General features: G+C 57.9%; 16 protein-coding genes. 8 read left to right on the top strand and 8 right to left on the bottom strand.

The features are described 5' to 3' along the window. Positions 1-10: 10 nt before the first annotated feature. The 4 genes from lacA to DWZ15_RS02340 form a co-directional block, all read right to left on the bottom strand. Positions 11-439 (bottom strand): galactose-6-phosphate isomerase subunit LacA, encoded by a 429-nt coding sequence (lacA, locus tag DWZ15_RS02355; protein WP_006234830.1) that lies wholly within the window; start codon positions 437-439, stop codon positions 11-13. A 307-nt stretch (positions 440-746) separates the two neighbouring features. Next, positions 747-1,760 (bottom strand): hypothetical protein, encoded by a 1,014-nt coding sequence (locus tag DWZ15_RS02350; RefSeq protein WP_118449145.1) that lies wholly within the window; start codon positions 1,758-1,760, stop codon positions 747-749. A gap of 415 nt (positions 1,761-2,175) precedes the next feature. Continuing rightward, on the bottom strand, positions 2,176-2,514 hold the full coding sequence (locus DWZ15_RS02345) for a PTS lactose/cellobiose transporter subunit IIA (protein ID WP_006234827.1): 339 nt from the start codon (positions 2,512-2,514) through the stop codon (positions 2,176-2,178). Positions 2,515-2,728: 214 nt separating this feature from the next. Beyond that, positions 2,729-3,733: a LacI family DNA-binding transcriptional regulator gene (locus DWZ15_RS02340; protein ID WP_117862751.1), complete on the bottom strand. Its 1,005-nt coding sequence runs from the start codon at positions 3,731-3,733 to the stop codon at positions 2,729-2,731. 356 nt (positions 3,734-4,089) lie between these two features. On the opposite strand from DWZ15_RS02340, the gene DWZ15_RS02335 reads away from it, so the two are divergent. Both DWZ15_RS02335 and lacG (DWZ15_RS02330) read left to right on the top strand, forming a co-directional pair. Then, complete coding sequence (locus DWZ15_RS02335) at positions 4,090-5,865, top strand: PTS transporter subunit EIIC (RefSeq protein WP_118449143.1); 1,776 nt, start codon at positions 4,090-4,092, stop codon at positions 5,863-5,865. Between the two features lie 66 nt (positions 5,866-5,931). Then, on the top strand, positions 5,932-7,371 hold the full coding sequence (gene lacG, locus DWZ15_RS02330; RefSeq protein WP_118449141.1) for a 6-phospho-beta-galactosidase: 1,440 nt from the start codon (positions 5,932-5,934) through the stop codon (positions 7,369-7,371). 267 nt (positions 7,372-7,638) lie between these two features. Here lacG (DWZ15_RS02330) and DWZ15_RS02325 read toward each other — a convergent pair whose 3' ends face one another. Next, positions 7,639-8,667 carry a LacI family DNA-binding transcriptional regulator gene (locus tag DWZ15_RS02325; protein ID WP_055310566.1) on the bottom strand — a complete coding sequence of 343 codons (1,029 nt, stop codon included), beginning with the start codon at positions 8,665-8,667 and terminating at the stop codon, positions 7,639-7,641. Between the two features lie 344 nt (positions 8,668-9,011). Here DWZ15_RS02325 and lacG (DWZ15_RS02320) point away from each other — a divergent pair, with 344 nt between their 5' ends. Together lacG (DWZ15_RS02320) and DWZ15_RS02315 are read left to right on the top strand one after the other, a co-directional pair. Continuing rightward, positions 9,012-10,460: a 6-phospho-beta-galactosidase gene (gene lacG, locus DWZ15_RS02320; protein WP_006234822.1), complete on the top strand. Its 1,449-nt coding sequence runs from the start codon at positions 9,012-9,014 to the stop codon at positions 10,458-10,460. A 175-nt stretch (positions 10,461-10,635) separates the two neighbouring features. Continuing rightward, a complete protein-coding gene (locus DWZ15_RS02315; RefSeq protein WP_117564764.1) occupies positions 10,636-12,396 on the top strand; it encodes a PTS lactose transporter subunit IIBC in 1,761 nt (586 codons plus the stop codon). 173 nt (positions 12,397-12,569) lie between these two features. Here DWZ15_RS02315 and DWZ15_RS02310 read toward each other — a convergent pair whose 3' ends face one another. Further along, positions 12,570-13,571 carry a LacI family DNA-binding transcriptional regulator gene (locus DWZ15_RS02310; RefSeq protein WP_117564763.1) on the bottom strand — a complete coding sequence of 334 codons (1,002 nt, stop codon included), beginning with the start codon at positions 13,569-13,571 and terminating at the stop codon, positions 12,570-12,572. 283 nt (positions 13,572-13,854) lie between these two features. Between DWZ15_RS02310 and DWZ15_RS02305 the strand changes: the two genes are divergently transcribed. The 3 genes from DWZ15_RS02305 (at position 13,855) to DWZ15_RS02295 (ending at position 18,778) form a co-directional block, all read left to right on the top strand. Then, a complete protein-coding gene (locus tag DWZ15_RS02305) occupies positions 13,855-15,633 on the top strand; it encodes a PTS lactose transporter subunit IIBC (RefSeq protein WP_117564762.1) in 1,779 nt (592 codons plus the stop codon). A 76-nt stretch (positions 15,634-15,709) separates the two neighbouring features. Next, positions 15,710-17,131 (top strand): 6-phospho-beta-galactosidase, encoded by a 1,422-nt coding sequence (gene lacG / locus DWZ15_RS02300; protein WP_199580009.1) that lies wholly within the window; start codon positions 15,710-15,712, stop codon positions 17,129-17,131. Between the two features lie 387 nt (positions 17,132-17,518). Next, complete coding sequence (locus DWZ15_RS02295) at positions 17,519-18,778, top strand: ATP-binding protein (protein WP_233544607.1); 1,260 nt, start codon at positions 17,519-17,521, stop codon at positions 18,776-18,778. On the opposite strand, the gene DWZ15_RS02290 is transcribed toward DWZ15_RS02295, so the two are convergent. Further along, the gene (locus DWZ15_RS02290) at positions 18,779-19,543 is read right to left on the bottom strand and encodes a DeoR/GlpR family DNA-binding transcription regulator (RefSeq protein ID WP_118449139.1); all 765 of its coding nucleotides are present in this window, start codon (positions 19,541-19,543) and stop codon (positions 18,779-18,781) included. A gap of 206 nt (positions 19,544-19,749) precedes the next feature. Between DWZ15_RS02290 and DWZ15_RS02285 the strand changes: the two genes are divergently transcribed. Continuing rightward, a complete protein-coding gene (locus tag DWZ15_RS02285; protein ID WP_118449137.1) occupies positions 19,750-20,802 on the top strand; it encodes an aldose epimerase family protein in 1,053 nt (350 codons plus the stop codon). 325 nt (positions 20,803-21,127) lie between these two features. On the opposite strand, the gene DWZ15_RS02280 is transcribed toward DWZ15_RS02285, so the two are convergent. Further along, the coding region (locus DWZ15_RS02280) for a PTS sugar transporter subunit IIB (protein WP_233544606.1) at positions 21,128-21,713 on the bottom strand (586 nt) is incomplete at its 5' end.

Raw genomic sequence — 21,713 nt, 5'->3', positions numbered from 1 at the left:
GTGGCTCTCGTTAGGCCATCTTGTTGAGCATGTCGACACGGATCTGGTGACGGCCGCCGGCGTACTGGGCGCGCAGGAACTCGCGGGCGATCTTCTTGGCGACCTCGGTGCCCACAACGCCCGGGCCCATGGTGACCATGCGCGAGCCGTTGTGCTCGCGGGTCATGTAGGCGGAACGCTCGTCGGAAATGTTGGCGACGACCATGCCCTTAATCTTGACGGCGGCCATATAGGAGCCGACGCCGTACTTATCGAATGCGAAGCCCTGGGAATCCTTGTGCTCCAGCAGGTCCTTGGCAACGGCGGTGGCGGAATCGACAAAGTCCGCGGCAGGGGTCTCGGAATAGTCGACGACCTCGTGACCGTCGGCGATGAGCATCTCCTTGATGGACTCCTTCATCGACATGCCGTCGGCATCGGAAGCGATTACAACCCTCATGACATCCTCCTTGAGAGATACGCAGGTGCGTAGTTTCTGTTTGGAAGTGTTGAATCGTATTCAGGTCCGGGCATCTGAATGTGCGGTTCTTCACTGTTCATGTTTATTTGAACACATTCGAACAGCGACTGCAACCATTATTTGTTTATCTTTGTTCTTTTTTGAACAAATACCATTCACGGATGATTGCTGACCGTTTGGGTCTGGCGCGGACGTAGTGACCATGTGTTCAACAAACAAAAGGGCGGCCGAGAACATGTCTCGGCCGCCCTTCTTACGGTTGATCTTCCAAAGATCGCGTTGCCGCCTACTCAGACTGCCCGCTCTTCTTGGCATGTTTGGACGGAGCACTCAAGAAACGACCCATCAGATAGTTCGCGGGACCGGAGACATCGATCCCCAGCAGCACGTGTCCTAGCCATAGGAACGCCACGAGCACCAGTAGAGGAATCACACACGAGGTCACGATCATCACAATGACGCCTTCGATGAGGTCGGTCACCTGCTGCACGATCTTGTCGGTCATCTGCTTGGCACCGCTGGTCACCGACGTGACCAGGCTCGAAGCCCCGTCAGTCAACTGCTCGAGCACGTTTTTGGACTCTGTAGACTCGGTCTTTTTCTTGCTTGCTTTGGAGCTGTCGCTATCTGCCGCACTCGCAGCGTCGGCCGCCTTTTGCTCGGCCTGTTCAATGCTGACGCGATATGTCTCGTCGACCTTTTGCGATACCCACACGCTTGCAGGCACCAACGCCATGCCGATCATGGCGACTACCAGCACGCGGGTCGCCACGCGGCGCAGGACGGCACTCGTGCTCCAGCGTCCGTGAATGCCAAGCGAGACCGCAAAGAGCACCAACGCAAACGGAATTAAGATGCCCAAGCCAACCGACCACAAAATCGTGAGCAAGTATTTCTCTAGGTATAGCACGGCAAGCACGATACCGAGGTTGCCTGAAAGCTGTGCGAGCTGCTCGGCAACCGGCGTTCCCGTATCTCCAGGCAGCGCCGTGATGCCCGCAGACAGGGCAACGCACGAGGTCGTGAGCGCCAAAACGTTGCCCTTCTTTTGATCGATAACCTCGATGGTGGAGTCCCAAGTCTTGGTATCGGCAAAATGCGGGCGCGCGACAAAGCCCGACAGGAGCGCCATAACCACAAGGGCGACGATGATGCCAATCTGCAGTTTTTTGTTTGCGCACACGACATCGGACAGGCTGGGCTGCAGCTCGGTTACTGTCGTGTGCTCGGTTATCTGGACAGGACGCCCATGAGCTATCTCGTGCGCGTCTCTTTTTTGTATTGACCCGTTATCCGGCATTTGGATACCTCCTCATTCCGGCCTGTATTGCGGTGGAAAGTATACCCACCCATCGAAAAACCGAACGGCAGGAGGCGCAACAAGCTGCTGCATGATCCGCCCGCCATGAAATGGGCCCATCTACTACGTTTAACCGCCCATCCCCGACCATGCCACAAAGCGAAAAAACAAAACCGCAGGTAGAAGTCCTGCGATTTTTCATGAAACGCGGGTGTGTTCGAGGGTGTCGGGTTAAACGTAGTAGATGAGCCAGTTTCGTGGCGAGCGCTGCCAACCGATCCTCCGGGGACGGGAAAAGCGGGTCATTTGGGGCTGTCGGCCCCTATTTCGCCGCAACCTAGATAGGTGGGATACAAAAAACCCTGCCGCGGATAGCGGCAGGGTTTTTGGAAGGGGACGAGGTTGTGAGGGTTCGTTAGGCGAGCTTGGCCTCGAGCTCAGCGATGCGCTTGTAGGCATCGATGGTAAAGCGGGTCTGCTTCTCCAAGATCATGGTGGTCATGAGGGTGTCCTGAGCGTGGGCCATGATGAAGGTCATCTCCATCTCGCCGCCGCCGGCCTCCTGCGAAAGCAGCTTGGTCTGCGTGTCGTGGGCGCCAATGAGTGCATCGCTCGCATCCTTGTGCAGCTGTTCGGCCTTCTCAAAATCACCCTCGCGAGCAGCATCGAGCGCTGCAAGCAGATCAGTCTGGGCGTCACCCGCGTATGCGACGATCTCGAATCCAACCATCGAGATTTCTTCTTTGGTTGCCATATTGCGTTCCTTTCACATATGAACCAATGGAGAGCATCGCGTCCGGGCATACGCGCTGCGTTGTGTATGACAGAAACATTAACATTCAAACAAAACAGAACAATGCAAAACGCAATTTCGAGCTATGAACGGTCGATTTTCGCCCGTGAACGGTTTTTAAACCAATGCGAACAATATCGAACACAATTAGTGGCAACCCAAACAGGTCCACACCCTAGCGTACATCGCGCACCGTATCACCCTCTACGAGCATGCCGGGGATCAGCATGTGCTCCACGCCAGACGCACCCCCCTCGGCGCCGGCAATCTTGTCGACAGCCCACATGCCGACGCGCTTGTTGTCAAAGCGCACCGTGGTCAGGCGACGGTCGGGCACGATGTCGCCCAGACTATCGTCAACACCCACTACGCTCACGTCCTGGGGCACGCGCTTCCCGCGCGACTCGAGCCCGCGAATGCAGCCGTAGGCCATGGCATCGTTGGAAGCATAGATGGCGGTACAGGTCGGATCGTCCGCTAGAGCCTGACCGGCAGCATATCCGCTCTGTGCCGTCCAATCGCCACGGACGAGTCGCGGCGGCTCAATACCATGTGCGCGCAGTGTCTCACGCCAGCCTTCCTCGCGCTGCATGCCCGAAAGCGAGCGCTCGGGGCATGAGATAAAGTGCACGGTCTTGTGCCCCTGCACCAGCAAGTACTCGACCACCTGGCGCGAGCAATCGAACTGGTCGTTATCGACCGTTGAACAGAGCGGGTGCTCCAGCATGGTAACGAGCACCGTCTGCATACCGGGCAGCGGCTCGAAGGTGCCAAAGTCCGCCGGCATGCGATTCATGATCACAACCATGCCATCCACCGGAAGTGCGCTCATGCGCGACGATGCACTCTCGAGGGTATACGGATGCCCGTCTACTTTAGTTAGGGTGATGGCATAGCCGTGTTTGTCGGCCGCAGCGGTAAAGCCCTCCATACGGTCGAGGTTGCCGGTGCCGGTAATGTTGAACATGGCGACACCGACGGTCTTAAACTTGCCGCGGCGCAGCGATCGACCGGCAAAATTGGGACGATACCCCAGCTCGCGCATGGCGGCACGCACGCGCTCCTTGGTCTCGGGGCGCACGCTGGGCGAATCGTGCACGGTGCGCGAGACCGTCTGCTCCGAGACGCCCGCGAGACGCGCCACGTCCTTAACGGAAACCGATTTTTTAACAGCGGCCATAGGTCGATCTTTCTATGTCAACGATGCCATTGGCGGCACCCTACGCAGTCAAATGAACGCCTTCAAGTATATCCAACACCTCCCCCACAATACGTTTACCACCTAAAACCTACCGTTCACCGACAATCTTGCTTCCCCGAACGGCTTTTGTCGCCCAAATGTTAACGTTGCCATTGTGCAAACACAGAGCCACCGGGCGGCTCAAACGTTTACGCACAAAGAATCGACGGTTCGCAGGCACAGGAACCACCGGTTCGCGTCTTTTTTTGTGTCGCAAAATGGCAACGTCAACATTTTGGCAACCGAACGTCAAAAGCTACCATCGTTGCTAACCCACCGACTCTTAGGAGCTTTGCATGGAGCAACTCATCGCCACTATCGAAAAGGGCCAGCCCTTTTTCAACGCGATCGCCCGCAACAAGTACCTCAAGGCGATCCGCGACGGTTTTATCTCCGTCATCCCCATCATCATCTTCTCGTCCATCTTCTGCCTCGTAGCCTCGGTCCCCAACATCTGGGGTTTCTACTGGCCCGATGACATCAACAACGCCCTGTGGAAGTGCTACAACTACTCCATGGGCATCCTGGCAATCGCCTGTGCCGCCACCACCGCCAAGCACTTCGCCGACGCTCAGAACCGCGACCTGCCCAAGAACAACCAGATCAACTTTATCTCATGCATGTGCGCGGCCATCATCGGCTTCTTGCTCCTTTCGAGCGACACCATCGCCACGGACGCCGCCAGCGGCTTCAACACCACCTACCTTGGTTCCAAGGGCCTGCTGACTGCCTTCATCGCTGCGTTTGTGACCGGCATCATCTACAAGTTCTTTATCAAGCGCAACATCACCGTCAAGATGCCCGAGCAGGTTCCGCCCAACATCTCGCAGACCTTTAAGGACATCATCCCCTTCTCCGTCTGCATCGCCGTCTTTTGGGTCTTTGACATCGTCTTCCGCGCTGCCTTTGGCTTCTGCTTTGCCCAGGGCGTCATCCAGGTGTTCCAGCCCCTGTTCACCGCTGCCGACGGCTATATCGGTCTCGCTGTGATCTACGGCGCCATGAGCCTGTTCTGGTTCGTCGGCGTCCACGGCCCCTCGATCGTCGAGCCCGCCATCGCCGCCGCCCTCGTTGCCAACATGACCGACAACCTGGCTGCGTTCCAGGCTGGCCAGCACGCTTCCGCTGTCCTGACCCAGGGTGCCCAGTACTTCGTCGTCTGCATGGGCGGCACCGGCGCCACGCTCGTCCTGGTCTTTATGTTCTGCTTCCTGGCCAAGTCCCAGGAGATGCGCGCCGTCGGTAAGGCCGCTATCGTCCCCGTGTGCTTTGCCGTTAACGAGCCGCTGCTGTTCGCCGCGCCCATCGTGCTCAACCCCGTCTTCTTTGTCCCGTTCGTCTTTGCCCCGATCGCCAACATCTGGATCCTCAAGATCTTTATCGACTTCTTGGGCATGAACGGCTTTATGTACACCCTGCCTTGGACTGTCCCCGGCCCCATCGGCACCATCATGGGCTTGGGCTTTCAGCCGCTCGCCTTTGTGATGCTCGCCCTTATCCTGGTCGTCGACTTTGTTCTGTACTATCCGTTCTTCCGTGCCTACGACGCCCAGAAGTGCACCGAGGAGGCCGAGATCTCCCAGGAGGAGCTCGCCGCCAAGAACGCCGCAAAGGCTGCCAAGCTCAACGATGCCTTCCAGGGCAAGGCCGACGCCAAGAGCGTTGCCGCCGGCGCTGCTGCCGAGGCCGTGAAGTCCGATACCCCCGCCGTTCCCGCAGCACCCGCTGCCGAGGCAACGACCGCCAGCGACCTCAACGGCAAGCGCGTGCTCGTGCTCTGCCAGGGTGGCGGCACCTCGGGCCTGCTCGCCAACGCGCTGGCCAAGGCTGCCAAGGAGCGCGGCATTAACCTCGAGACCGCTGCCGAGGCCTATGGCAACCACGTTGACATGCTCCCCGACTTTGATCTGGTCGTCCTGGCCCCGCAGGCCGCCAGCTACCTGGCCGACCTGCAGAAAGACTGCGAGCGCGTAGGCAACAAGTGCGTCGCCTGCCGCGGTAAGCAGTACATCGAGCTCTCCCAGAACGGCGACAAGTCTCTCGCCTTCGTGAGTGAACAGCTTTCGAAGTAAGTAACGCCCAGGGCCAGCCGACCATACACAGCCGGCTGGCCCTTCGATTTAGACGATTGGATCATCATGTCCGTTAACCCTGCTAGCGTCACCAATCCGCCTGCGCAGTTTCCCGAGGACTTTGTCTTTGGCGGCGCCACCGCTGCCTACCAAGTAGAGGGCGAGACCCGCACTCACGGTAAGGGCAAGGTCGCCTGGGACGACTTCCTGGAGGCCCAGGGGCGCTTTTCCCCCGATCCCGCTTCGGACTTCTACAACCAGTACCCCGTCGACCTGGAACTGTGCGAGGAGTTTGGCATCAACGGCATCCGTCTCTCCATTGCCTGGAGCCGCATCTTTCCCAACGGGACCGGCGAGATCAACCCCGAGGGCGTCCAGTTCTATCACGACCTTTTCGCCGAATGTCACAAGCACCACGTTGAGCCGTTTGTCACGCTGCATCACTTCGATACGCCGCTGTCCCTCTTTGAGAAGGGCGACTTCCTCAACCGCGAGACCATCGACGCCTTTGTGGACTTTGCCACCTTCTGCTTTAAGGAGTACGCCGACCAGGTGACCTACTGGTTCACCTTTAATGAGATCTGGGCCGATGCCTCCAACACCTACATCGAGGGCACCTTCCCCGGTGGCGTCAAGGCGCATCTGGCCGAGGCCTTCCAGTGCGAGCACAACATGATGCTCGCCCACGCCAAGGCAGTACTGGCCTTCCACAACGGCGGTTTTAAGGGCAAGATCGGCGTCATCCAGTCGCTGGAGTTTAAGTACCCGCTCAACGAGAACGACCCCGCCGACATCAAAGCTGCTAATAACGAGCACGTGTTGCAGAACCAGTTCTTGCTCGACGCCACTTTCCGCGGCGACTACGCGCCTGACACCTTGGAGTGCGCCAACCGCCTGGCTGCCGTCTCGGGCGGCACCATCGAGATTCTGGACGAGGACCTCGAGATTATGCGCGAGGCCGCGCTCTACAACGACTACCTGGGCGTTAACAACTATCAGTGCCGTTTTTTGAAGGCTTACGATGGCGAGAACGACCTGCACCACAACGGTACGGGCGAGAAGGGCACCGGCCGCTGGCGCGTTAAGGGTATTGGCGAGCATGTGAACAAGCCTGGCATCCCCACCACCGACTGGGACTGGATCATCTATCCCGAGGGCCTGTTCGATCTGCTCGTCTACATTAAGCAGCGCTACCCCAACTACAAGCAGATCTTCATCACCGAGAACGGCATGGGCTACAAGGACCCCTACAAGAACGGTTTTGTGGACGACCAGCCGCGCATCGACTACATCGAGCAGCACCTGCGTTGGCTGCTCAAGGCCATGGAGGTGGGCGTCAACGTGGGCGGCTACTTCCTGTGGAGCCTGCAGGATCAGTTCTCCTGGACCAATGGCTACAACAAGCGTTACGGCTTCTTTTACGTTGACTTTGAAACCCAGAAGCGCACGCCCAAGGCAAGCGCCTACTGGTACAAGCACGTGGCGCAGACCCGTCGTCTGGACTAGTGGCTGGCGGGGTTGCCCGCTCACACAACCTGTCCCCATTTCTCAGCCGGGGGCGGCACGTCACACGGCGCGCCGCCCCCGGTCTTTTTGTTTTTGGGCTGGTCGGGAGCCGTTTGTCTCGATCTGTAACATCTAGCCGAGTTTTTTGGTCCTAGCTGTTACAGATTGAGACGAACAGGATTGCTCTTTCCGAAGAATCTAAATCTGTAACACGTAGCCCGCTTTTGACCGTCTACCTGTTACAAATCGAGACAAACGGAGTAGGACCTAACCCCGTATGTCCCTAACAGTCGAGCGTTCGACCAGCGTACTCGGCACATGAATCGCCTCGATAGACGAGCTCTCTCCAATCGCCGCCTCAAACGCAAGCTTACCGACACCGCGCAAATCAAATCGCAGCGTCGTCAGTCGATTGTGAGGAACAAGTCCCTCGAGTGCGTCGTCGATACCAACCACGCTCACGTCGTCGGGCACGGACAGGCCCGCGTTCTCGAGCGCGGCGATAACGCCCAGCGCCATCTGGTCATTTGCCGCAAGCACGGCAGTCGGCGCCTGCGACCCGCCGGCAAGCACCTCGGCCGCAATCCGCTCGCCCATGGCGTACCCACTGTCCGCACTCCAATCGCCACGCAGCATCGGAGCGGCATCGACATGAGCACGACCCAGCGTATCGCGCCAACCGGCCTCACGAAAACGCGAGGAAATCGAGTTTTCCGGACCCGCCACAAACCGCATATTCGAGTGACCATGTTCCAGCAGATAATTGGTCAACAGCTCGCACGAACCATACTGGTCGGAGTCGATCGTCGTGCAGCGCGGATGCGCATACATGGACAGGATGACCGTTCGCACTCCCGGCTGGGGAACAAACTCCTCAAAATCGGGAGCCATGCGGTTCATGTTGAGAATCATGCCGTCGACGGGTCGCTCGACCATGCGGCGCGAGGCATCGGCAAGTGTATAGGGCTTGTCGCCGCCCATCTCGATCATAGTGACGGCAAAATCGTGCTCGCGCGCCGCTTGCATGATACCCTCGAGCGTCGCCAGGTTACCGACACGTGTGATGTTGTACATGCACAGGCCAATAGAACGATACGACCCGCCGCGCAACGCCGCTCCAGCAAAATTGGGACGAAAGCCCAGCTCTTCCATGGCGGCCAGCACACGCTTGCGCGTCTTTTCCGTCACGTTGGGCATACCGTTGACCACGCGAGACACAGTCTGGCGGCTCACGCCAGCGAGCGCCGCAACTTCTGCCGCGCTCGCCGAATGACCATTCCTTGTCTGCTGAGCCATGCCTTCCACGCTAACCTGCTTCCCAACTATTCCCCGCGCCCATGGCGCATCGTACATACATTGATAACGTGCTCATGATACCCGAGCCATATACCACAACATGAAAACTTCTGTCAATCAAAACCGCTTACCGAACAAATACAACCGTTCGCGGCTGTTTGAAGTTGTTTTGTTTCTATACATCCCAGCCGGATGTTAACGTGCTCATTGTCAAATGTTCACGTGCTCATTTTGGTTCTAATCATTTTAAGATAGTGTTTATCGGGCTTTTTCACCGCTGAACGCTAACCAGGGAGCCTCCTGAGCGCAAACGCACAATATCGAACAGCGAGACGAGAGGGTGTATGCATATGTCTTTGCTAAACCGCGTACAGCAGCTGCCGAAGGGCTTTGTTTGGGGCGCCGCAACCGCCGCGTACCAAACGGAAGGTTCCACGAAGGTGGCAGGCAAGGGTAAGACCATGTGGGACGATTACCTTGTCGCCCAGGGTCGCTTTTTGCCCGACCCGGCCAGTGATTTCTACAACCGCTACGAGGAGGATATCCGCCTTTCTGCCGAGCATGGACTCAACGCCATCCGTGTGTCCATCGCCTGGACCCGCATCTTCCCCAACGGCGACGATGCCGAGCCCCTCGCCGAGGGCGTTAAGCACTACCACGAGCTGTTCGCCTGCTGCAAAAAGTATGGCGTCGAGCCCTATGTGTCCCTGCATCACTTTGACTCCCCCGCCGCCCTGTTCAACCAGGGCGACTGGCTCAACCGCAAGACCGTCGACGCCTATGTGCGCTATGCCGAGTTCTGCTTCCGCGAGTTCCGCGAGGTCAAGAATTGGTTCACCATCAACGAGCTCATCAGCCTCTCGCACTCCCAATACATCCAAGGCAACTTCCCGCCCAACCATCACTTTGATGTGACGAGCGGCATCCAGAGCCAGCACAACGAGCTCGTTGCCCACGCCCGCGCCGTCAACCTGTATAAGGATCTTGACGAGACCGAGCACCTGGGCGGACGCATTGGCATGGTCAACGTCCTGACGCCGGCATATCCTGCCACAGACTCGCCCGCCGACCAGCACGCCGCCGACCTGTACAACGCCTTCTACACCGACTTCATCATGGACGGCGCCTTCCTGGGTCACTACTCCGCGCGCACCCTCTCACTCATCAACGAGATTCTGCGTGCCAACAACGCCACGCTTACGGTTGAGGACAGCGACATGGAGGAGCTCGCCAAGGCGGCGCCCCGCAACGATATGTTCGGCCTCAACTACTATCAGTCGGCGTTTATCGCCGCCTACGATGGCGAGTCCACCAACAGCTTTAACGGCACCGGAGACAAGGGCACCTCGTGCTTTAAGTTTAAGGGCGTCGGGCAGCAGGTCGATATGCCGGGTATCCCCACCACCGACTGGGATTGGCTCATCTACCCGCAAGGCCTCTACGACACGCTCAAGCACATCAGCGCCACCTATCCCAACCTCCCCGTCATCTATATCACCGAAAACGGCCTGGGCCACAAGGACCCCGAGCCCGACGCAAACGGCATCGTCGCCGATCCCGAGCGCATCGACTTTGTCGACCAGCACATGGAGAAGGTGCTCCAGGCGCGTGCCGAGGGCGTCGACGTCCAGGGCTACTTTATCTGGAGCCTGCAGGACCAGTTCTCGTGGGCCAATGGCTATAACAAGCGCTACGGCCTGTTCTACATCGACTTCGACACGCAAAAACGCTACATCAAGCAGTCGGCACTCTGGTACAAGGAGCTCGCCGACACTATGGCGGACGCGCAGTAGCGCATCGCCTCGCTTTCCCCCGAGGGGGAGCGGCCCCATGCGATACAAACCCAGCCGCTCCCCTCTCTCCCCCTGGGACCGACCCCGCCTGCACCCGGGCTTTTAGCAAGCGGGAGACCATATAGGTTTTCAACGTCCATGCCATTAAGATTTCATGCAAAGAGGAGCGTGAACTATGGAATCGATCGTTAAGTTCTTGGAGAAAGGTCAGCCGTACTTCGACAAGGTCTCTAAGAACATCTACCTTCAGGCCATTAAAGACGGCTTTTTGGCAGCAATGCCCATCATCCTGTCTTCTTCTGTCTTCCTGCTTATTTCGACCCTGCCGGGCGTTGTCGCCACGGTCGGCGGCTTTACGCTGCCCGACTGGTGGAACGTCGACGTCGTGAACTTCTGCAACAAGGTTTACAACTTCACGATGGGCGTCGTGGGCATCATGGTCGCCGGCACCACCGCAAGCGCGCTGACCGGCTCCAAGAACCGCCGCATGCCTGCCGGCAAGGCCATCAACGCCACGAGCACCATGGTCGCCGCCATGTGCGCTATGCTCATCTTGGCCGTTACCCAGACGAGTGCCAAGATCGACGGCGCCGATGTCTCGGTGTTCTTTACCGACAACATGGGCACCAAGGGCCTGCTGAGCTCCTTTGTCGCCGCATTTGCCACGGTCAACATCTATGCCTTCTGCATTAAGCGAGACATCACCATCAAGCTGCCCAAAGAAGTCCCCGGCGCCATCGCCCAGAACTTCCGCGACATCTTCGCCTTCAGCTTCTCCATCCTGTTTGTCGCCGTCATCGACGTTATCTGCCGCACCTGCTTGGCCGTCCCGTTTGCCAACGTCATCTCCACGCTGGTGAGCCCGCTGTTCGCCGCTGCCGATTCCTACGCCGGCCTCGCCCTCATCTGGTTCATGATCCCGCTGTTCTGGTTCATGGGCATCCACGGCCCCTCGGTCGTTAAGCCTGCCCTCAACGCCGCGCTGTTTGGCAACATCACCACTAACCTCGCCACGCTGCAGGCCGGCGGTCACCCCGCCCTCGCCCTGACCGAGAACTTCGGTAACTACATCGGCGAACTCGGCGGCACCGGCGCCACGTTCATTGTCCCGATCATCTTCCTGCTCTTTATGCGCTCCAAGCAGCTCAAGGCCGTCGGCAAAGCCTCTGTCGTACCCGTGATGTTCGCCGTCAACGAGCCGCTGCTGTTCGCCGCGCCCATCATCCTCAACCCGTACTTCCTGATCCCGTTCCTGTTTGCCCCCGTGGCCAACGTCCTCATTGGTAAGTTCTTCATCGACTTTTTGGGCATGAACGGCTTTATCTATGCCATGCCGTGGGCACTCCCCGGACCGATCGGCACCTTCATCGACACCAACTTCCAGCCGATCTCTCTGGTCCTGGTTGTCGTCCTGCTGGTCGTTGACTTCTTGATCTACTACCCGTTCTGCAAGGCCTACGACAACGTCCTGTGCAAGCAGGAGGCCGAGACCCTGGCCGAAGAAGAGGCCGAGGAGACCAAGACCGTCAAGACCGCTGACGCCCCCGCCGTTGAGGCTCCTGTTGTCGAGACCGCTTCTGCCACTGAGGCCTCCGCAGCTCCGTCCGCCCTTAAGGGCAAGGATCTGAGGGTTCTGGTTCTGTGCGCTGGCGCCGGCACCTCTGCACTGCTCGCCAACGCGCTTAAGGAAGGCGCCGACGAGCTGGGCATCGACATTACCGCCAACGCCGGTGCCTACGGCAGTCACTACGCCATCATGGACCAGTACAACGTCATCGTCCTGGCTCCGCAGGTTCGCACCTATTACAACGAGATGAAGGCCGACACCGACCGCCTGGGCATCACGCTGCTGTCGCCCAAGGGCAAACAGTACATCGACCTCACTAAGGATCCCAAGGGTGCCGTCGCCTGGATCGAGGAAAACCTCGAGGCATAAGACGCTGACACCACCTGCCGCTCGCAGACAATAAATGGCCCGTGCATCGATGTGTGATGCGCGGGCCATTTTGTTTAGACCGCACCCGTCCTCCTGTTCATCTCAATCTGTAACATCTAGCCGAGTTTTCGGGTCCCACCTGTTACAGATTTAGACGAGCAGGCCGAGCACGTCTACGCCCGCAGATCCCGCACGCTCGCGCGCTCGACCAACACACCCGAGACGAGCGTACGGCTTCTGGAGCTCGGGGCTTCCAGACCTGCGACGACCTCGTTAAGCGCACGGATGCCCAGCTCGCGGTGGCGAAACTTCACCGACGTCAGAATCGAGTTGGGAATCGTCTTGTAGAGCTCATCGTCGAAACCGATCACGGACACGTCGTCGGGCACATTGAGCCCTTTGTCACGTAGAGCCATCATCACGCCGTTTGCCATGCAGTCGTTAGCAGCGAGGACCGCCGTGCAATCGGGCTTATCGGCAAGCACAAGGCCCGCGGCATAGCCACTATCCGCATTCCAATCGCCTTGCAGAGGCTCGGGCGGCTCAATGCCACGCGCCTCGAGTGCCGCACGCCAACCTTTCATACGGCACTGACTCGACAGCGACTCTTTCTTACCCGAAACGAAGTACACGTTCTTGTGCCCGTGATTCAAGAAGTACTCGCACGCCATGCGCGCACCACCCTCTTGATCGTCACTGACGGTAGAGCAGGTAGGATGCTCCATCGGTGTGATAATCACCGTCTTGAGGTCTTTCGGAGCCTCGAAGGTATCAAAGTCATCGACCATCTGACGCAGGTTAAAGATCATGCCATCAACAGGCAGCTGCGACATCCTACGCGCCGCATCGGCAAGGGTCATCTTTTCCCCTGCGCGCTTCTTAATCATCGTGAGCGCAAAGCCGCGTTCTTCGGCGGCATCGGCGATACCGTCGATCATGTCCACGGCACCGCCCGACAAGTGGAACAGCACGACGCCGATGCACCCGTAACGGCCCAACTTGAGCGAACGCGCGGCAAAGTTGGCTCGAAACCCGAGCGCCTCCATGGCCGAATGAACCTTATCGCGTGTCGACTCTCGCACGCTATCGGGCTCGTTAATCACGCGCGAAACCGTCTTGAGAGAAACACCAGCGGCAATCGCCACATCATTCATTGAGACATTTTTCTTGTCCATCGTTGCCACTGCTTCTCCAGTCGGTTTTACATCGCTTGTTTTTGCGTTCTAGCATACACTACCTGCCTGACTGATAAATCAACCGTTTACCGAACAATATCGACCACTCACCCGTATATCCTTGTTGCTCTTCCAAAAATGTCTTACGTTGTCATTAACGAAATGACAACGTTGTCATTTCGCAATGCCTTCCTTAAACAGGAAGGTTTCCGGGCAGTCCTGACCATCCATCGACGACCAGTTCCATCCACATGCATCGCGCATCAAGTAGCAAAGGAGCTCTATGGACGCCATCGTAAAGATGCTCGAAAAGCATCAGCCGTTCTTTGAGAAGATCTCGAGGAACATATACCTCCAGGCCATCAAGGACGGATTCCTTGGGTGCATGCCCATTGTCCTCACCTCTTCGATCTTTCTGCTCATTGCCACCCTTCCCGGCGTAGTCGGCATCACGCTGCCCCAGCCGCTCATCGACTGGTGCAACAAGCTCTACAACTTCACCATGGGCGTCATGGGCATCATGGTTGCCGGCACCACCGCCAAGAACTTCACGGCATCCATGAACCGTCGTATGCCCGCCGGCAAAGTGCTCAACGACGGTTCCACCATGGTGGCCGCCCAGTGCAGCATGCTGCTGCTCGCAGTCACGCAGTTCACCACCAAGTTCAACGGCTCCGAACTTTCGGTCTTCGATTGCACCAGCATGGGCACGCGCGGTCTGTTCTCGGCCTATATCGCCGCGTTCATTACCGTGTGGGTCTATAAATTCTGCGTTTCGCGCGATTTGACCATTAAGCTGCCCAAGGAGGTTCCGGGCGCCATCGCTCAGAACTTCCGCGACATCATCCCCTTTGGCGGCGCCGTCATCATCTGCGGCATCATCGATGTCGTCGTGCGCAACCTCATGGGCGTTCCGTTCTCCGAGCTGCTTATCAAACTGCTCTCCCCGCTCTTCACCGCTGCAGAAACCTATCCTGGCCTTATCCTTATCCAGGCAGCCACCGCGTTCTTCTGGTTCATCGGCGTCCACGGCCCCTCGATCGTCCAGCCGGGCATCGACCCCATCCGTCTTGCCAACCAGGCCGAAAACCTGCAGGTTCTGCTGGCAGGCGGCCACCCCGCCCACTCCCTCACCTTTAACATGTCGCTCGTGGGTGAGTTCGGCGGCACCGGCGCCACGTTCATCGTGCCGCTTCTGCTGATTCTCTTTATGAAATCCAAGCAGCTCAAAGCCGTCGGCAAGGCCTCGATCGTTCCTGTTGCCTTCGCCGTCAACGAACCGCTGCTCTTTGGCGCGCCGATGATCCTTAACCCCTACATGCTCATCCCCTTTGTTGCCGCCGGCTGCGTCAACGTGAGTGTTGCCAAGTTCTTTATCGATAACGTGGGCATGAACGGCTTCTCCTTCGTGGTGCCTTGGGCTACCCCTGCCCCCATCGGCATCTTCATCACCACGAACTTCCAGCTTATTGCCCTGGTATTTGTCGCGATCATCATCTTGCTGGACGCCATCATCTACCTGCCGTTCTTGAAGGCATACGATAAGCTGCTCTGCGACCAGGAGGCCGAGCGCGCCGCCGAGCTGGGTCTTGAGTCCGATGGTGCTGCCGTCATCGCCCCCAACGCCTCTGCGCCCGCTGTCGAGCAGACTACCGCTTCCGTCGAGACGACCGCCGCTGCCACCGACAGCAAGCCTGTCGCCGATCAGCCCGAGCCTGCCGCCGACGCATCCGCCAAGAAGGATGTCGACGGCCTGAAGGTCCTCGTCCTGTGCGCCGGCGCCGGCACCTCTGCCATGCTTGCCAACGCCATCAAGGAAGGTGCCGCACAGACCGGAGAGAATATTGCTTCCTCCGCAGGCGCCTATGGTCAGCACACTGCCATCATGGATCAGTACGACGTTATCGTGCTTGCCCCGCAGGTCCGTAGCTACTACAACGACATGAAGGCCGACACCGATCGTCTGGGCATTAAGCTGCTCGCCCCGCGCGGTAAGGAATATATCGACCTTACCCGTGACCCCGCTGGCGCCATCAAGTGGCTCCGCGAGAACCTCGACTAGTTACCTCCCTCTGTTGGTGCCCGAATCCCCAGTTCGGGCACCTCTCCCTATTCGTATCCCACAGAAAGGATGACTCATGACCAACCCCATGCAGTTCCCCGACGGCTTTGTGTTTGGCGGCGCCACCGCTGCTTACCAGGTTGAAGGCGAGACCCGTACACACGGCAAGGGCAAAGTGCCCTGGGACGATTTCCTGGCTGCTCAGGGTCGCTTCTCCCCCGATCCTGCAAGCGACTTCTACAACAAATATCCGGTCGATATCGACCTGTGCCAGCGCTTCGGCATCAACGGCATCCGTGTCTCCATCGCCTGGAGCCGCATCTTCCCCAACGGCACTGGCGAGATCAACCCCGAGGGCGTCGCCTTCTATCACGAGCTCTTTGCCACCTGCAACAATGCCGGCGTTATCCCCTATGTCACGCTCGATCACTTCGATACGCCCGAGGCCTTTTATCAGGACGGCGGCGAGGGCTTCCTGACGCGCACGACCATCGATGCCTTCGTCGAGTACGCCAAGTTCTGCTTTGCCGAGTTCACCGAGGTCAAGCACTGGTTTACCTTTAACGAGATTCCCGCGACCGCCGAGGGCAGCTTTATCGTCGGCAACTGGCCGCACGGCGAGAAGTATCGCTTGGACAAGGCCTTCCAGCTCATGCACAACATGATGGTGGCCCACGCCAAGGCTGTCGTCGCCTTCCATGAGGGCGGCTTTGAGGGCGAGATCGGCATCGTCCAGAACCTGGAGCCCAAGTATCCCCTCGACCCCAACAGCGCTGCCGACTGTGAGGCAGCTCGCATGGCCGACGTCATCAACAACCGCTGGGTACTCGACGCCACCTTCCGCGGCCACTATGCAGCCGACACCATGGAGGCTGCGACCAAGCTGGCCCATATCGCCGGCGGCGAGCTCGACGTCCGCGATGAGGACATCGCCGCGCTGACCGCCGCGCTCCCCTACAACGATTGCCTGGGCGTCAACACCTACAAGTGCCAGTTCCTGCGTGCCGCCGAGGGCGAAAACGACATCAACCACAATGGCACCGGCGACAAGGGCTCCTCGCGCTGGTTCCTCAAGGGCGTGGGCGAGTCATGCGTGCGCGAAGGCGTTCCCACCACCGATTGGGACTGGATCATCTATCCTGAGGGCTTGTACGATCTGCTGCTCCGCATTAAAAACGATTACCCCAACTACAAGAAGATCTACATCACCGAGAACGGCATGGGCTATAAGGACGACTTCGAGGACGGCTTTATCGACGACGCCCCTCGTATCGACTACATGCGCCAGCATCTCGCGTGGATCCTCAAGGCAATCGACGGCGGCGTGAACGTCGACGGCTACTTTGTGTGGTCGCTGCAGGATCAGTTCTCCTGGACCAACGGCTACAACAAGCGCTATGGTCTGTTCTACATCGACTTTGAGACCCAGAAGCGCTATCCCAAGGCGAGCGCGTACTGGTACAAGAACGTCGCAGAGACCGGCCTGCTCATGGCCTAGTTTCCACCGCATACCCCCTGTCGGCCGCATGCGAATCCCTCCGCGGGTTCGCATGCGGCCTATATGTTTTGCCCGGGCCTGAGCCTGTCGTTTGTCTCGATCTGTAACACCTGGCAGGGATTTTCAGCCCCAGCTGTTACAAATCAAGATGAACGGAATGACTGGGCCGAAAGATCTCAATCTGTAACATCTAGCCGAGATTTTCACCCCCAACTGTTACGGATCGAGACAATTAGATGGTCAAATCCACCCTTGCATGTCATATCGCGTCACCTTGACGCGCAAAATGACGCGCAATTTTTTTCGTGTCATACTTTTGATGTGCGAAATGACGTGTAAAATTTTACATGTCATTTTTCGTGTCAAGTTGAAGCAAAACGGAGCAAAATGATGCAAGAGTCTAAAGATCTTGAGTTCAAGGAGAGCGTCACCAATTCGTTCCTTAAAACCGTCTCCGCTTATGCAAACAGCACGGGCGGGCGCGTCCTATTCGGAATCGATGACGACGGAAAAACCGTTGGCCTCGATAACCCCAAGCAGACCTGCCTAGATATCGAAAACAAGATTAACGATTCGATTATCCCCCAGCCCGATTACTCCCTAAAAATCAACGAGTTCGATGCAACCGTAGAGCTTACGGTCTTTCCCGGCAGATCGAAGCCTTACCTGTACCGATCGAAGGCGTACAAGCGCAATGACACCGCGACCATACCAGTTGATACCCTAGGCCTTTCGCGCCTTGTGCTCGAGGGTCAAAACCTCTCCTTTGAACAGCTCGCGGCAAGTAAGCAAGATTTATCTTTCACCGTTTTAGAGAATCGCCTAATAGCAAAGCTTTCGCTTGAGTCGTTCACAACCGACACTCTCAAAACCCTCGGCCTGCTCGATGAGACCGGGACCTACAATAACGCAGCAGAGCTACTCGCGGACGAGAACGGCTTCCCAGGCATCGACATTGCAGTGTTTGGTGACACCATCAATCTCATTAAACAGCGCAAAACTCTTGAGCATGCATCAGTCTTAGCAGAAATTGACAGCGCGCTTGAACTATTTGAAGCTCAGTACTGCTACGAAGAGATCAAGGGAATGGAACGAATTCGCAAGGAGCTCATTCCACTTGAGGCGTTCCGTGAGGCAATAACCAATGCAATCGTTCATAGGACTTGGGATGTTCCCGCGCACATCCGCATCTCGATGTTCGACGACCGCGTGGAGGTCGCCTCGCCTGGCGGCTTGCCAGCAAGCATGACTGTCGATGAGTACCTGTCCGACATGCTGTCCGTTAGACGTAACGGCATTCTTGCCGAAGTCTTTTTGCGCCTAGGCCTTATCGAGGCATTCGGAACGGGCATTATGCGAATCCGAGACACCTACAAAGGCAGCATCAAAAAGCCCCGTTTTCAAGTTTCGGACAACGCCATTGTGGTCACACTTCCCCTTCTCATGGATAACCCCGGGCTCGAAGGCGACGAACTTACCGTATTCGGACTGCTAAGTGGAGTACGCCCTCAATCGACAAGTGAGCTTGCCGCCAAAGTGACCTTTAGCCGCTCGAAGCTACTTCGCATCCTCAAAAAACTCGTTGAAACAGGCCTGGTTACAGCTGAGGGCACCGGCAGGGGACAGAAGTACCGCCTGCAGCGTTAGTCAGCAGATGACCTGCGTATGTTCCTCGATGGCAGCGCGGTCCTCGGCGGTAATACCCGGCTCGCACACCACGGCGTCCAAATTGTCCAGGCGGCAGAAGGTGTAGAAGTCGCGCTTGCCGATCTTGCTGGAGTCGGCGATCAGATAGCGCGAGTCCGCCTTACTAAAGGCGAGCTGCTGGATACGGCCCTCGTCCATGTTGGACGTGGATACGCCACCGTCCAAGATGCCGTTGGCGCCGATAAACGCCGCATCGATGCCCAGCGCGCGCAGGGTATCCTCGGCCGTTGGTCCCACAAAAGCGGCGGTGCGGCGACGGTACATACCGCCCACGAGGCACAGCTCGCAGTCTTCGCGCGCCTCGAGCAGGTTAAACACCGAAAGCGAATTGGTCACAATGCGCAGGCGAAACGTCGGCAGCATCGAGGCCATCTGCTCAACCGTGGTGCCCGTGCCCAAAAAGATGGTCGAGCCCTCCTCGATAAGCTCCACAGCACGGCGCGCAATCTGCAGCTTTTCCTCGGCATGCTTAGTGCGCTTTTCGCTGTGCGAATACTCATGGCGCAACATAGCGTGCGGACGGCCCTGTGCACTGCGGGCTCCGCCGTGCACGCGCTCGATCTCGCCTAGGCTCGCAAGTTCTTCGAGGTCGCGGCGAATCGTCATGTCCGAAACGCCCAGCGCATCCGAAATCTCTTTGACCGAGACCGTGCCCTGCTCCTCGAGCAGCTGACGAACCTTATCCTGTCGCTCTGCCTTAATCACGATGAATCCTCGCCGTTCTTTGCGCGCATATCATTCAAACAGTAACGAACAAATTGTATCAGACTCGTACGCGTCAAAAATGAACGCCCGCACAGCTCCAATCATCACTTTTTTGAGAAAAATACCCCCTGCTTTAGTGGGGTGTAGTGATAATCTCGCCTGTTCGCGCTACAGTTTGTCGGAAATACCTCGATGTTAGGAACCAAATGATCACTTCCGAGCTTTTCGGCACCGCGCCGTGCGGTACCCCCGTTCATCGTTACACCCTCAACGGGCCCGAGATCTGTGTTCGCATTATGGACTATGGCGCCACCGTGTTGGGCATCGACGTGCCCGACATCCCCGGCAACGTGCGCGATGTGGTGCTGGGCTTCGATAAGCTCGAGGATTACTTTGACAACCCCGCTTGCTTTGGCGCGACCATCGGACCTGTGGCCAACCGCACCGCTGGTGCCACGATCACCATCGCCGGCACGGACTGGCATATGCCCGCCAACGAGGGCGCCAACAACCTGCACAGCGATCTTGAGTACGGCCTGCACAAGCGCGTGTGGGACGTTGAGCTCGACGAGGTCCATAACACCGTGCGCATGACCACCTCGCTTAAGGACGGCGAGCTGGGCCTGCCCGGCAACCGAACCTTTACAGCCGTGTTTACCGTTACGCGCACCGGCGTCTTCCGCATCGAGTATGGCTGCGAGAGCGACCGCGCCACCTACGTGTCCATGACCAACCACACGTACTTTAACCTTGCCGGTCATAACGCCGGCATGGACTGCGAACATTTCTTTGTCGCCAACGCCGCCCACTACCTGCCCATTAACGAGCAGAACATCCCCACCGGTGAGATTGCTCCGGTCGAGGGAACACCGTTTGACTTCCGCGAGCTGCGCCCCGTCGCCCCCGGCATGGAAGCCGACGACCCGCAGATTAAGCAGGCCCGTGGCTACGATCACTGTCTGTGCATCGATGGCTATCAGTACGGCCGTAATCTGCGCCGCGCCATGCACGTCGAGGAGATGTGGACCGGTCGCGAGCTGGACTACTACACCACCGCTCCGGGCGTACAGCTCTACACCGGTAACTGGCTGGGCGACGAGCATGCCAAGGACGACGCCAACTATGGCTGGGGCGCCGGCTTTGCCCTCGAGGCCGAGATGTACCCCGACACGCCGCACCAGCCGCTGTTCCCGCAGGGCATTGTGGGCCCGGGTCACCCCTACAGCAATGTGATCGAATATCACTTTATGAGGCACTAAGCCCATAACACAACATATCGCACAGCAGCGCCCGCCGGCACCACCGCCGACGGGCGTTTTTTCATCTTTTGGGCTCATTTTCGCTGTGACTGTATGGGTGACATATCAAAACTATGTCCATTTACTACGTTTAGCCCGGGATGCTCGACCATGCACCAGTTTTTGTTTAATTCACGAGCCGTCTACCTGCGGTTTTGTTTTTCTCAAATTCGACATGCTCGGCGATAGCCGATCAAACGTAGTAAATGGGCATAGTTTTTGACAGGCGACATCGCACGCGTCCCTCGCAAGGGCAAAATGATCCGTTTTCCTCCGTCCCCAAGGATTAGTTGAACAGATTGCCGATGGGGTCGGGGGCGGAACTGGGGAGGTAGCGGATTTCTAGCTCTATGCCGAGCGCTTGCAGCTCTTTGAAGGCGGCGATGTCCGTATTGTCTACGGCAACGGTAGGCGTCACAGAACGCTTGCCCTCCCCCGCCTGCATATGGCCGATGCTGATCTTGGTTATTGGCACGCCGCCCTTAACCAGCGCGAGCGCATCGGCGGGTGAGGCCACCATAATCAGGATCCATTGACGCGGCGTTGCGGTATGAATGATATCGACGGTCCTTTGCACCGAGAAAAACCGCATCCAAACGCCTTCTGGCGCCGCGACCCTCATGGGTGCCCATTGGCGCGAATCCGCCGCGATTTCATCGTTGACGATTAGGACAAGGTTGGAACCCACGGCTTCGTTCCACAGCTCAACGTCATGCCCGTAAATGAAACGGTCATCGATACGTGTAAGAAGGATCCTGGGTTGAGCCATGGCAGCCCCATTCTGTTTGAGACCCGTAAGAGCAAGACATCGCGTCTCCAATATTAGGTTGATTTTCAATCTCAACGCAACAGCCTGAACGGACCCCGCGTTT

It is taken from the genome of Collinsella sp. AF29-7AC (genome assembly GCF_003475665.1).
GTDB lineage: Bacteria > Actinomycetota > Coriobacteriia > Coriobacteriales > Coriobacteriaceae > Collinsella.
This window is presented reverse-complemented; position numbering and strand designations above follow the sequence as displayed.

What these genes read in the sequence shown, in the direction of transcription:
- DWZ15_RS02350 (WP_118449145.1), bottom strand. Translation starts at nt 1,760, where the DNA reads ATGCCGGATAACGGGTCAATACAAAAAAGAGACGCGCACGAGATAGCT.
- lacG (WP_006234822.1), top strand. Translation starts at nt 9,012, where the DNA reads ATGCATATGTCTTTGCTAAACCGCGTACAGCAGCTGCCGAAGGGCTTT.
- DWZ15_RS02305 (WP_117564762.1), top strand. Translation starts at nt 13,855, where the DNA reads ATGGACGCCATCGTAAAGATGCTCGAAAAGCATCAGCCGTTCTTTGAG.
- DWZ15_RS02335 (WP_118449143.1), top strand. Translation starts at nt 4,090, where the DNA reads ATGGAGCAACTCATCGCCACTATCGAAAAGGGCCAGCCCTTTTTCAAC.
- DWZ15_RS02310 (WP_117564763.1), bottom strand. Translation starts at nt 13,571, where the DNA reads ATGGACAAGAAAAATGTCTCAATGAATGATGTGGCGATTGCCGCTGGT.
- lacG (WP_199580009.1), top strand. Translation starts at nt 15,710, where the DNA reads ATGACCAACCCCATGCAGTTCCCCGACGGCTTTGTGTTTGGCGGCGCC.
- DWZ15_RS02315 (WP_117564764.1), top strand. Translation starts at nt 10,636, where the DNA reads ATGGAATCGATCGTTAAGTTCTTGGAGAAAGGTCAGCCGTACTTCGAC.
- DWZ15_RS02295 (WP_233544607.1), top strand. Translation starts at nt 17,519, where the DNA reads ATGATGCAAGAGTCTAAAGATCTTGAGTTCAAGGAGAGCGTCACCAAT.
- lacA (WP_006234830.1), bottom strand. Translation starts at nt 439, where the DNA reads ATGAGGGTTGTAATCGCTTCCGATGCCGACGGCATGTCGATGAAGGAG.
- DWZ15_RS02345 (WP_006234827.1), bottom strand. Translation starts at nt 2,514, where the DNA reads ATGGCAACCAAAGAAGAAATCTCGATGGTTGGATTCGAGATCGTCGCA.
- DWZ15_RS02285 (WP_118449137.1), top strand. Translation starts at nt 19,750, where the DNA reads ATGATCACTTCCGAGCTTTTCGGCACCGCGCCGTGCGGTACCCCCGTT.
- lacG (WP_118449141.1), top strand. Translation starts at nt 5,932, where the DNA reads ATGTCCGTTAACCCTGCTAGCGTCACCAATCCGCCTGCGCAGTTTCCC.
- DWZ15_RS02325 (WP_055310566.1), bottom strand. Translation starts at nt 8,667, where the DNA reads ATGGCTCAGCAGACAAGGAATGGTCATTCGGCGAGCGCGGCAGAAGTT.
- DWZ15_RS02340 (WP_117862751.1), bottom strand. Translation starts at nt 3,733, where the DNA reads ATGGCCGCTGTTAAAAAATCGGTTTCCGTTAAGGACGTGGCGCGTCTC.